12 protein-coding genes are annotated in these 11,779 nt (G+C 63.0%); 5 read left to right on the plus strand and 7 right to left on the minus strand.

Annotated features, from left to right (window positions below; translation table 11 throughout):
- Nucleotides 1–888 (plus strand): polyprenyl synthetase family protein (locus Y703_RS19670; RefSeq protein WP_035764932.1); only part of this gene is annotated, 888 nt, incomplete at its 5' end.
- A 46-nt stretch (nt 889–934) separates the two neighbouring features.
- Here the strand turns inward: Y703_RS19670 and Y703_RS0112105 are convergent.
- On the minus strand, nt 935–1,288 hold the full coding sequence (locus tag Y703_RS0112105; protein WP_026552906.1) for an Rv2175c family DNA-binding protein: 354 nt from the start codon (nt 1,286–1,288) through the stop codon (nt 935–937).
- Nucleotides 1,289–1,550: 262 nt separating this feature from the next.
- On the opposite strand from Y703_RS0112105, the gene Y703_RS0112110 reads away from it, so the two are divergent.
- Both Y703_RS0112110 and Y703_RS0112115 read left to right on the plus strand, forming a co-directional pair.
- On the plus strand, nt 1,551–2,936 hold the full coding sequence (locus tag Y703_RS0112110; RefSeq protein WP_026552907.1) for a lytic transglycosylase domain-containing protein: 1,386 nt from the start codon (nt 1,551–1,553) through the stop codon (nt 2,934–2,936).
- A gap of 83 nt (nt 2,937–3,019) precedes the next feature.
- Entirely contained in the window at nt 3,020–5,143 is a 2,124-nt protein-coding gene (locus Y703_RS0112115) for a Stk1 family PASTA domain-containing Ser/Thr kinase (RefSeq protein WP_026552908.1), read from the plus strand.
- Here Y703_RS0112115 and Y703_RS0112120 read toward each other — a convergent pair.
- Nucleotides 5,140–6,531 (minus strand): class II 3-deoxy-7-phosphoheptulonate synthase, encoded by a 1,392-nt coding sequence (locus Y703_RS0112120; RefSeq protein ID WP_026552909.1) that lies wholly within the window; start codon nt 6,529–6,531, stop codon nt 5,140–5,142. The genes Y703_RS0112115 and Y703_RS0112120 overlap by 4 nt on opposite strands.
- Nucleotides 6,532–6,661: 130 nt before the next feature.
- A complete protein-coding gene (locus Y703_RS19675; RefSeq protein WP_081743519.1) occupies nt 6,662–7,501 on the minus strand; it encodes a lysophospholipid acyltransferase family protein in 840 nt (279 codons plus the stop codon).
- Between the two features lie 133 nt (nt 7,502–7,634).
- On the opposite strand from Y703_RS19675, the gene Y703_RS19680 reads away from it, so the two are divergent.
- Nucleotides 7,635–8,399, plus strand: coding sequence for an alpha/beta hydrolase (locus tag Y703_RS19680; RefSeq protein ID WP_035764935.1), 765 nt, complete (start codon nt 7,635–7,637; stop codon nt 8,397–8,399).
- Nucleotides 8,396–8,875 (plus strand): hypothetical protein, encoded by a 480-nt coding sequence (locus Y703_RS0112135; RefSeq protein WP_026552911.1) that lies wholly within the window; start codon nt 8,396–8,398, stop codon nt 8,873–8,875. The genes Y703_RS19680 and Y703_RS0112135 overlap by 4 nt, the downstream gene beginning before the upstream one ends.
- A gap of 38 nt (nt 8,876–8,913) precedes the next feature.
- Here Y703_RS0112135 and Y703_RS19685 read toward each other — a convergent pair whose 3' ends face one another.
- The 4 genes from Y703_RS19685 to Y703_RS19690 all read right to left on the minus strand — a co-directional run.
- Nucleotides 8,914–9,801, minus strand: coding sequence for an EamA family transporter (locus Y703_RS19685; RefSeq protein ID WP_035764938.1), 888 nt, complete (start codon nt 9,799–9,801; stop codon nt 8,914–8,916).
- A complete protein-coding gene (locus Y703_RS0112145; protein ID WP_026552912.1) occupies nt 9,798–10,442 on the minus strand; it encodes a B3/B4 domain-containing protein in 645 nt (214 codons plus the stop codon). Before Y703_RS0112145 ends, Y703_RS19685 begins: the two co-directional genes overlap by 4 nt.
- Nucleotides 10,435–11,040: a helix-turn-helix domain-containing protein gene (locus Y703_RS0112150; RefSeq protein WP_026552913.1), complete on the minus strand. Its 606-nt coding sequence runs from the start codon at nt 11,038–11,040 to the stop codon at nt 10,435–10,437. The genes Y703_RS0112145 and Y703_RS0112150 overlap by 8 nt, the downstream gene beginning before the upstream one ends.
- Nucleotides 11,041–11,256: 216 nt before the next feature.
- Nucleotides 11,257–11,779: HNH endonuclease signature motif containing protein (locus tag Y703_RS19690; RefSeq protein ID WP_035764953.1), on the minus strand; the 523-nt coding region annotated here is incomplete at its 5' end.

The following is an 11,779-nucleotide window of genomic DNA, read 5'->3' on the forward strand; positions in this document are numbered from 1 at the left end:
GGTGGGGCGGCCGGCTCCACCGAGCCTGTTCTGGCGGGGGTTGCACTCGAACTGTTCCAGGCGGCTGCGTTGATCCACGACGACGTCATCGACCGTTCCGACACTCGGCGCGGCTCCCCTAGTGTGCATCGCCAGTTCGGCGCGCTGCATGAGCGAAACCGATGGCATTTGAGCCCTGACCGATTCGGGGTTTCTGCAGCTGTGCTCACCGGCGATTTGTGCCTCTCCTTTAGCGAGGAGCAGTTTTCCGACATTGGCGCACGGGCCGCCTCGGGGACCGGCGCGCGGGCAATTTTCAACCGGATGCGCACTGAGGTGATGGCGGGCCAATACCTTGACCTGCTGGAGGAAGCGGTGGGGCCGGACCGGACTCCGGTGGACGCCGCCGAACGCGCGGCACAGATTGTCCGGTTCAAGTCGGCCAAGTACTCGATCGAGCACCCGCTGGGCCTTGGTGGTGCCCTGGCTGGTGCGGGCCCAGCCTTACTGGCCGGCTACTCGGCCTTCTCCCTGCCTCTGGGGCAGGCTTTCCAGCTTCGGGATGATGTGCTGGGGGTTTTCGGTGACCCTGCGGTCACCGGCAAACCCGCCGGAGATGACCTGCGCGAGGGAAAACGGACTGTGCTTATTGCGCGGGCCCTCCAGAGCGGCAGCAGCGCGGACCGGGACCTGATCAACAACACCCTCGGACAGGGAGATCTCGGTGACGATGGAATCGCCCGTCTACGGGACGTCATTACCTCATCCGGCGCGTTGGGCGCCGTCGAATCCTTGATTGCCAAGCACTCGGCAGCCGCGGCTGAGGGGTTGAAACGATTGGCCCTGGACGATACTTGCCGGTCGGCCCTCGCTGGGCTGGCAACTGCAGCAGTCAGCCGGTCAGCCTAACGGTTGACTGCTACTCAGAGGTGCGGCGGGATCCCCGGGATGGAGGCTACCAGGCGGCAGCCTGCGCCCGTCGACGAATTTCGGTTTTTCGTCCCTCCCGAAGTGCATCAATTGGACGCCCAGGAAGTGATTCGTCGGGAGTGAACAACCACCTGACAATGTCCTCGTTGCTAAAGCCCGAATCGGCGAGCAGGATGATGGTTCCCTTAAGACTGTCCAGCACTGCACCTTCGAAGATGAACTCTGCTGGAACGCTCCTGACGTTGCGTTCGGTGCTGCGAAGCGCAATCAGCGACTTCTCATCGAGCAATCCGTGGACCTTGGTGATGGGTACGTCCAGCTCGAGCGCCACCTCCGGGAGGTTCAGCCATGCGGGCACAAGTTCTTCAAGTTCATTCACCCCCTAAGCGTGCCAGAAGTGAGCCCGTCACTCCACTTCTTGATCCGACACGCCGGTGTGTAAATTCCGAGGCGGACAGTAGCTATTGTGCTAGGCAACTTTTAGTGTAGATTCACATGAGTCACAGCAGTAACAGTGACAACATCAAACTCTCGCGCACCATCAGATGATATTGAAAGAGGTCCCCGACGGAATTGCCCGTCGGGTCTCAATTCGGCCATCGGCGCGGCCCATTCCGTTGACCATAGATGAGGATTAGACCATGACTGCCCAGCGTTCGTCATCGCCGCTGCTCGAATCCCAGGCCCGTGCCCTAGGCACCCGTCTGCCCAGCCGCTTCACCGTTGCGGTATCTGCCGCCGCCATTCCCGCAGTGCTGCTTTCCGCCGTCGCGCTCGCGCAGCCTGCCGCAGCCGCACCGGTGACAGTCAAGTCACTCCAGACGCCGCGGCTGGCCCCAGCTGTGACTGTCCCAGCGGGTCTGTCCGTTCCGGCCAGCGCCGTTCCGGCCAGGATCCCCAGCTTCCTGGCCCCCGCCAAGAGTGCCCCGAAAACCTACACTGTCCAGGCAGGCGACACCATCAGCGGGATCGCGATCAAGCTCGGGCTGGAAACCGGCGCGGTTCTCAGGGCCAACAGCCTGAGCGCAAGCACCATCATTTACCCAGGTCAGAAAATCAAGCTCACCGGCGCCCCCGCGAGCGAGCCTGCCTCCGAGCGTGCGAATGACCTCCAGCCATCTTCCGGTTCCTCCTACACCGTCACGGCCGGCGACACACTCAGTGCCATCGCCGCCGAGCACGGCGTCAGCCTCGAAAACGTACTGAAAGCCAATTCCCTGTCAATGTCCTCAATCATCCACCCGGGACAAAAAATAAAGCTCGGTGGGTCCGCTGAGATCTCCGTTGCGTCAACCGAAATCGCCCCGGCAACGCCCAAACCCGCAGCACCCGCTTCCGACGGCGGCAAGTACACCATCAAGGGCGGCGACACCCTCGGCGCCATCGCTGCACAGCACAGGGTGAGTCTCCGCGACCTCCTGACGGCAAACGACCTCAGTGCCACAACAATGATCCACCCCGGCGCAAAATTGACCATTCCAGGCAAGGCAGCATCAGCAGCGGAGCAGGCCCCGGCTGCTGAAGCGGACACCCCGGCGGACCTGGTACCGTCCACCTTCCTCCACTACACCTACCCGCAACACGTGGTGTCCGAGGCAAACCGCAACAAGCACCTGCTGGACTCGCTGCCCGCCCCGAGCAACGACGCAATGAAGACCATCGTGGCTGATACAGCGCGATCAATGGGTGTCGACCCAACGTTGGCCCTTGCCGTGTCCTATCAGGAGTCAGGCTTTAACCAGCGGGCCGTGTCACCCGCAAATGCAATTGGTGCCATGCAGGTCATCCCGATGTCCGGGGAATGGGCCTCCGACCTCGTCGGTCGACAGCTGAATCTGTTGGACCCATTCGACAACGCAACGGCCGGGGTAGCCATCCTGCAGTCGTTGATCCGCACCAGCGCCAGCCTTGACGAAGCCATCGCTTCCTACTATCAGGGCCAGTACTCGGTAACCACTCACGGGATGTTCAGCGATACCAAGGACTACGTTGCGGCAATCACCGCGCACCAGGCGACTTTCCGGTAGCAACACCGGGCAACGATCGGTGAATAGGGGTGGAATCGGGTGTCGGTTCCACCCCTCAACATGTGTGCACTTAGGATCGAGGGGTGCAGGAACGGCAGAATGACCCACTGGTTGGCTCGCTTGTAGACGGGCGCTATCTGGTTCTGTCGCGCCTGGCCCGTGGGGGCATGTCCACCGTTTACCGGGCCACTGACCGGCGGCTGGATCGTGACGTAGCACTGAAGATTCTGTACCCCCACCTTGCCGAGGACTCCAGCTTCCTTGACCGGTTTGAACGCGAGGCAAAGTCGGCGGCACGCCTGTCCCACCCGCACGTCGTGGGCGTACTGGATCAGGGGGTAGAGGACTCCCCCGACCGTTCGCTGGCGTACCTGGTCATGGAGTACGTGCCGGGAAAGACGCTCCGGGACCTCCTCCGGGAGAAGGGCCGGCTGACCCCACGGCTGGCACTAGCCATGATGGATCCGGTAATTGAAGGTCTCGGCGCCGCCCACGACGTCGGTCTGGTGCACCGCGACGTCAAACCCGAGAACGTTCTCCTGGCCAGTAATGGCCGTATCAAGATCGCCGACTTCGGCCTTGCCAGGGCTGTTTCCACGACCACCAATACCGGCACCTTGATCGGCACTGTCGCCTATCTCTCCCCCGAACTGGTCACCGGCGGCGGCGCAGACGCCCGCAGCGACATCTACTCAGCCGGCATCGTTCTCTTCGAGCTTTTGACGGGAAACCAGCCGTACACCGGTGACGTCCCCATCCGGGTTGCGTTGCAGCATGCCAATTCGACTGTCCCCGCGCCCTCAACCCTGGTCCCTGGTCTTGCGCCCGACATCGATGAACTGGTGCAGTGGTGCACCTCTGTGGACCCGGAGGACCGTCCGATCGATGGCAACGCACTCCTGGGTGAGCTCAGGCATATTCGAACTACCCTCACCGATGAGGAGCTGGACTTCGAACTGCCCGGAGCCCCCACCGGCAACGATGCTGCTGCGGATCGGACCGGCGTCATCGCCCCAGTGCCTGGCGGCACTGAAGTGATCGATACGGTAGCGGGCGGCTCCCCCACTGAGATCATTAGTGCCTCCCGCGGGCCCCGGCCCACCGAGGTGATCCGGGCAGACCAGTCCATGACGTCGGTTATTCCCAGCGACGTCCGGCACCCCCAGACACTCAGGCAAAGCCCACAGACCGAAGCCAATCCGCTACCCCGACCTGTCCAGCTAACTGACAAACAGGCACGCCGCGAATTCAAGGTGTATCAGAAACGGCAGGCGAAGGCCGCCCAACGACCCGAGAAATCCCTCCACACCGGCAGCCGTACCCGTCGCAACGCCAGCTGGATTGTGCTGCTGTTCCTCCTCGCGGGCTTAGCCGCAGGTCTTGGCTGGTTCTTTGGTGTTGGACCAGGCGCTTTGGCAACGGTGCCCGACGTCGTCAATCGCTCGGTGGAACAGGCCGAGTTGCTACTGGACCAGAACGGCTTCGACGCGCGGCGCGCCGAAGAGGAGTTCCACGACGAAGTGGAGTCAGGGCTGGTAATCCGCACCCAGCCGGCAGCCCAGACCGAGATCCGCCGCTATGAGGCAGTGGAGCTGTTCGTGTCGAAGGGACCCGAGTTGTTCGATGTGCCAGACGTCGTCGATCGGGGTGAGGCCGCAGCCGCTGAACTTCTGGCGGGCAGTAACCTGGCGGTCGGAGACATCACTCGAGAATTCAGCGCCGATGTCGAGGACGGGCTCGTGATTAGCCAGCAGCCTGCCGCCGGCGAACCGTCGCCACGAGGCACAACAGTGAAGCTGCTCGTCTCCCAGGGCCCGGAACCGCTTGACGTTCCGGCAGTCACCGGCCAGTCCCGCGCCGACGCCGTCGCTGCCATCGAGGCTGCCGGCCTCGTTGCGGCCGTAGCCCCCGACGGCGAGAACAGCCGGGACATCCCGGCGGGCGCCGTGGTAGGGCAGAGCCCCTCTGGCGGCCAGTTGACCCGTGGGGAGACTGTGACGCTGACGCTGTCTCTGGGCCCGCGCCTTGTTGAAGTGCCAAACGTCTTTTCCCAGCGGGAATCGGCAGCCGTAGCCGAGCTCGAAGCTGCCGGCTTCACAGTTGTGGTGGACTACACCTTCGGGGGCTCGGTCCTAGGCCTCGTGGCAGGCCAGGACCTCACTGGCGAGCAGCCCGAAGGCTCGACCGTCACGATCACCGTCACCTAGCGCTTCGAGAGCGCTCCAGCAACGAGGAACGCCATCTCGAGGGACTGCATGTGGTTCAGGCGTGGGTCGCACACCGACTCGTAGCGTTCCAGGAATGCCTCCTGGTCTACGGGATCGGCACCGCCGAGGCACTCGGCGACGTCGTCGCCAGTCATCTCGACATGCAGGCCACCCGGGAAGGTGCCCAGGGAATTGTGCACCTCAAAGAAACCGCGGACCTCGTCCATGACGTCATCGAAGTTCCTGGTCTTGTAGCCATTGGGCGAGGTCACTGTGTTGCCGTGCATCGGGTCGGACACCCACAGCACCTGAGCGCCCGAGTCGGTGACTTTTTGTACAAGCGCGGGCAGCTTCTCCCGGATATTGCCGGCACCCATGCGCGTGATGAACGTCAAACGCCCGGGTTCGCGGTTGGGATCGAGTTTGTCGATCAGGGCGAGGGCGTCGTCGGGTGAAGTTCCTGGACCCAGCTTGACGCCGATTGGGTTCCGGACTCGGGACAGAAAATCAATGTGCGCGCTATCGATGTCCCGGGTACGCTCACCGATCCACAGGAAGTGGGCAGAGGTGTCGTAGGGCAGCCCGGTCCGCGAGTCGGTGCGCGTCAGGGCACGCTCGTAGTCGAGCAGGAGCGCCTCGTGGCTGGCGAAAAACTCCACCCGCTTCAGTGCCTCGAAGTCGGTACCACAGGCGTCCATAAAGCGGACGGCACGATCAATCTCGCGTGCCAGCGACTCGTAGCGTGAATGAGCTGGGTTGGCAGTGAAGCCCTTGTTCCAGTGGTGGACAAGGCGCAGGTCAGCGAAACCGCCCTGGGTGAACGCACGGATCAGGTTCAGCGTCGAAGCTGACGTGTGGTACGCCTTGACCATGCGGGATGCATCGTGCCCGCGCGATTCAGGGGTGAACTCGTAGCCGTTGACCATGTCACCGCGGTAGGCAGGCAGAGTGACGCCTTCACGCGTCTCATCATTGGATGAGCGGGGCTTCGCAAACTGTCCTGCCATCCGGCCCATCTTAATGACGGGCAGCGATGCACCGTAGGTCAGCACTACTGCCATCTGCAGGATTGTCCGGACCCGGGCGCTGATCCGATCGGCTGTCGCCCCTTCGAAAGTTTCGGCACAGTCACCACCCTGCAGCAGGAACGCTTTGCCCTGCGCGGCAGCGGCCAGGCGGTCGCGCAGAACGTCGACCTCCCCGGCGAAGACCAGCGGCGGAAGGGTGGAGAGCTCCTTGACGGAGGCCGAATACACGTTGCTATCCTGCCAGGAGGGCTGCTGCGAGATGGGCAGCTGGCGCCAGTGATCAAGCACGGAGTTTGCCTCAGGGCTGCGCCGCCCAGTTGGGGGAACTGTGGATTCGGTGGGTGCAAAGATATCAGTCACTGGTTAAGCCTAATGGGTCGACATCGAAGCCACCGCCGTCGCCGTCACGCAGCGGGGCGGCGCGTCACATTGTGCCGGGCGCCACGCCTATCTGGTGGACGGTGCCGGCCATCACCGGCCGCGCAGCTGTCTACTTCTTCCTGGTCAGCCAGCCCGGCAGAGTGATCGCTGACAGCTTGCTCCGCGCTGATGTCTTCGCGTCGCGTATGGTGTCCGCGTGGTCAGCGACCTCGGGGGCGTTTTGTTGGCTGTCAGTCGACGCGGCGGGCACCTTCTTGCCGGCATTCTTGGCTGCTGCAAGCTTCTCCTTGACGCTGCTCGCGTAGACATCGACGTATTCTTGGCCGGAGAGCCGCATCAGCTCGTACATGATCTCGTCGGTGACCGATCGCTGAACGAAACGATCCTCGGCGAGTCCTTTGTACCGCGTGAAGTCGAGGGGCTCCCCCACGATGATGCCGATGCGGCGAATGTTGGGGATACGCCGCCCGATGGGCTGCACCTTGTCGGTTCCGATCATGGCCACCGGGATCACCGGAACCCCAGTAGCAAGCACGAGCTTCGCGACACCGGTTTTCCCCCGGTACAGCCGTCCGTCGGGGCTGCGCGTGCCTTCGGGATAGATACCCAGAATGCCGCCACCGTTCAGCACGGCCTCACCCGCACTGAGCGAACTGGATGACGCAGCGCCACCAGAACGGTCCATTGGGAGCTGGTTGGACAAGCGGAAGAACATCGCGGTGAGCTTGCCCTTCATCCCCTTGCCGGTGAAATACTCGGACTTGGCCAAAAAGATCACTGGCCGAGGCACGGCAATCGGAAGGAAAATCGAGTCCGAAAAGGAAAGGTGGTTGCTGACCAGCACCGCCGGGCCATCCACTGGCACGTTGTCCATTCCCTTTACCCATGGGCGGAACAACAGTCTCAGAATCGGACCTACGATGATCCGCTTCATGAACCAATAAAACACGCTGACAGCCTTCCTAGACCCGAACGGGATCACGGCGGAGTGCCCCCACAGTTGATCGCGCTTTTCCTTGAGAGACTACTCTAAGGCGCGCACCCGCTGGCAAGGCATCGGCAGCAGGTGGCACGATGGGTCTATGACATCCAGTGACGGTCCTGTCGCGTTCTCCTCCAACGGCTTCGGAGAGCACTCGCGCATCGGCGTGGTGATGAGCCACGGCTTCACCGGTTCCCCGGTGAGTTTGCTGGCCTGGGCGCGGTACCTGGCAGACCAAGGCTACGCGGTACGCCTCCCCCTGCTGGCAGGGCATGGCACCACCTGGCAGGAACTCGCCCGCACCCCGTGGCAAAGCTGGTATGCCAGCTATGAGGCAGGTTACCGGGAACTGGAAGGGTCAACCGACGTTATCGTTGCCGCGGGTCTTTCAATGGGCGGAGCCCTGGCCCTCCGGTTGGCCTCTTTGCACCCGGTGGCGGGCGTCGTCGTGGTCAATCCGGGGTTGACCATCGCCGATCCAAGGGCACGCTATGCAGGATTCCTGAAGTATGTGATGCGGTCGGTGCCAGCAATCGCCAACAACATCAAGAAGGAAGGATTGGACGAGGGCGCCTATTCCCGAACCCCCGTTGCAGCAGTGGGTCAGCTCTACCGCCTCTTCTGGGAGACGGTTGAGCGGCTGCCATCAGTGACCGCTCCAGCCCTGGTATTCCGGTCTACGGTGGACCCGGTAGTGCCGGAGACCAGCATAGAGGTGCTGCAGCAGCGGATTGGGAGCGCGGAGCTGGAGATCGTCCGTTTGGAGAACAGCTACCATGTTGCGACGATGGACCATGACGCGCAGTTGATTTTTGAACGCTCAGCGCACTTCATCGAGCACGTGACGGCAGGTAGCACCGCATGACACCCCGAGGCCAGGAATCCAATGAGTCCGCCGATGATGCCGTGTGGCAGGATCTGGTGGCGCGGCTGGAGCAGACCCCTAGTGCGCCCGAGACGGGAGTCGGCACGGCGCCCGGAGGAAATGTTGATGCTGAAGTGTCTGATCAGGACCGGGTCAGGGCACTGTTTGAGAACCAGCCCCGCCTCGCCCCGAACGGTCCACGCGACTACACGCCTCAGGAACCAGACGACGACGAGGACGAGGGATATCACCCACCCGACCCGCCAGCACTTGGTACCGGGGAACCGCTGCTGGTCCTGGCCTGGTTCGGTGCCGTCGGGGGCCCCATCACCCTGCTGCTGCTCGCCATGTTCTGGCGGGCGGCGCCCCTCACGTTGATGCTCAGCGTCCTGGCGATTTTCCTCGCGTCGGTGACGTTTCTGATTCTGCGGCTTCCGAAGACCCGTGATCACGGCGACAACGGCGCGGAGGTCTAGCTACCCCCGGCGTGGTGACTGCGGGTAACCAGGAGTGCTTAGCCTGGCAGGTGCAATTGTTGCACAGGATCGGACGTGCCACGTTGAGCCCGGCTGCCCCCACGTTGAGCGGCTGCTCCGGCCAGCACAACCAGGGCTATACCTACGATCTGCGTTACCCCCAGCTGCTGCTGCAGGATAATCAGTCCCAGGAACACTCCGAACGCTGGCTCAAGAGCCATGAGCGTCCCAAACGCTGTGGGAGTCATCCGGCGCAGCGCGAGCATCTCCAGGGCGAAGGGCAGCACCGGGAGCAGAACCGCCAAGCCCAGAGCTGCAGCAAGTACGCCAGGAGTGATATGGCCGACGGCTTGCGGAATTCCGACGAGTGCCGAAACAGCTGCAGCGATAGGGACTGTCAGGGACAGAGAAGCAATCCCGGTGAAGCGGTCGCCGATGCGCTGGGTCAGAACTATGTAGACCGCCCAGCCCACGGCCGCGATTGCCGCGAAGCCGACGCCAAGCATATTGACATTCCCCCGCCACGGTTCGGTCATCAGAACAACACCAATCAGGGCAATAGCTGGCCAGAGCAGGGCACTTCGTCGGTGGCTGCGAATCGCTGCAACAGTCAGGGGTCCCAGGAACTCGATTGCTACAGCGGTGCCCAAGTGGATGTGTTCAAGCGCGGCAAGGAACCCCAGGGTCATGACGCCCGTGGCCAGGCCGAGCCCAATGATGGTGGGCACGTCCTGGCCACGGATTGACCGAAGTGGGGGGCGGACCAGCGCGATCAGGATGAGTGCACCCATGCTCAGGCGCAGCCAGGCGGTTCCGCCCGCGCCCACTGTGCCAATGAGGTCAACAGACAGGGCAGAACCTAACTGGACCGAGAGCATAGCAGTCACTGCGAGACCCCACGGCGGGACTGTTAACGTTTTGGTCATGACGCGCTCCGCTCCGAACTGATAAGCCGCCTGGCGATCCGCACGTTAGGGCCGAGCTGTTTCAGGTGAGCGCTCAGAACATCCGCGGCGCACTGCAGGTCGTCGTCGGACATCGGTTCGAGGGCATCCAGGATGAACAGCGCAGTGCTCGTGTCGTCGCGGTTCTGGGTCCGCCGTCTCTGTCGCCAATTCCACCGCCTGCAGGTCACTCCCACATCGTCGCTCCGGACCACCTCGCCCGGTTCGGGGTACTCGACCGTTCCCGCTCCCCCGGTCGCGGTGTCGAATGGTTCGTTTCCAGTGGCGCGGATCAGGCGAGGGGCACCGACGTAGCTGGCGATTTCCTCGCCACCCAACGGAATCTGGTGGAACACCGAAACGGCGTTGTAGATGTCAGTCAGTCGGTTGATACGTGGCAGCCCAGTGGCTGCCCGCCGAATAAGTGCCTCAAGACCGTTGCGCGTGCGTTGGGGTTTCGCCCCGAAGCTGCGGTAGGCCTCCCGCCAGGCCGCAACGTGTGGGAGTTGATCCACCGCAGTAGCGTTCAGCAGATCGACGGCGAAGTCCGGGCGGAGCAAGAACACCTCGGGATCCACGTGGCCCGAATCCACGAGTTTTTGCAAGCCGGTCAGGTCACTCATCGATTGCCTCCACTCGGTGGCCCAGACCCACGCCAGGCTCAAAAACTGTCAGGGTGAACCGCGCTGGTTGGGCTGTTGCGTTCGCGTACGAATGGGAGATGTCCCCCGGGAAAGACAGCGCATCCCCTGTTTCGAGCACTATCGGCTGGTCGCCCACCTGCACCGTGATCGAGCCTTGCAGCACGTGCAATAGTTCCTTGGTCCCCTGGGAATGGGCTTCGCTCTCATGCAGGTCGCCCGGGACCATTATCCAATCCCAGAGTTCGACGACGTCGGGAGACTCGGTGCCTGCAACCAGGACTCCTTTACCGCCGGCGTCCGAGGCCCAAAGGGGCGCCCCCTGACCGTTTCGGGTGACCGTCACGGGCTTAGGCGTAGGCGATTCCACCAGCGACGGGAGCCCGACGCCGAGGGCATCGCTGATTCTCATTAGTGTGCCCACGCTGGGGTTGGTGGCGCCCTGCTCGACGTTGATCAGCATGCGACGGCTAACACCCGCGGCGTCCGCCAACTGATCCAGAGTCAATGAGCGCGATTGGCGCTCCTGTTTGACGCGTTCGCCGATCGCTCCCGCCAAGGCCGTTGTGCCTGCATCCATGAGTGCATCATACTGCACTCAAAGTGCAGAATTGCGGCAGGCCGGGTAGGGTCTCACCCACTGGGACGTGGTGTCTCGGGACATCGTAGCCACTTCTGCGGAGGCGTCTGGATAGGCGGCGCCTGGATGAGCGCTGTCTGGATGAGCGCCGTCTGGATAGGCGCTGTCTGGGTGAGCGCTGTCTGGTTGGGCTCCGCTATACAGGCCGAGCGCCGCTTAGAAGGGTGGTGGGTCTGGTGGTTGGGGTGGTGGTGGCGGTGGGTCGGGTTTGGTGAGGTAGGTTTCGCCGGCGGGTGAGATGGCGATGATGGTTCCTGCCTCTGGTTGGTGGTAGTGCCAGTAGCCGTCGGTTTTGAGCTTATGGTGTCGTTTACAGAGGCAGGCGAGGTTTCCGTAGGTGGTTTTGCCGCCGTGGGCCCAGGGGGTGGTGTGGTCGAGTTCGCAGAACATCGCCAACCGGTTACAGCCTGGGTGGCGGCAGGTCTGGTCTCTGGCCCGGATGGCGTCTTGGAGGTCTTGGGGGACCCGGTAGGTGGTGGCGTCGGCGTCGAGTCGTGCCCCGGTGTGGGGGTGGGTGAGGATCCGGGTGAAGGATGGTGCGTGTCCGGCGAGTTGGCGGGCGGTGTCGGGGTCGATGGGCCCGTAGCCTTCGAGTTCGCCCGGGGCGTCACCGCCGAGGAGCGTCATTACCGGGACGGTGACGAACACTTTCGCCTGAACACCTTGAACACCTTGAACA

The sequence above is a fragment of the Arthrobacter sp. H20 genome (assembly GCF_000520515.1).
Taxonomy (GTDB): domain Bacteria; phylum Actinomycetota; class Actinomycetes; order Actinomycetales; family Micrococcaceae; genus Arthrobacter_D.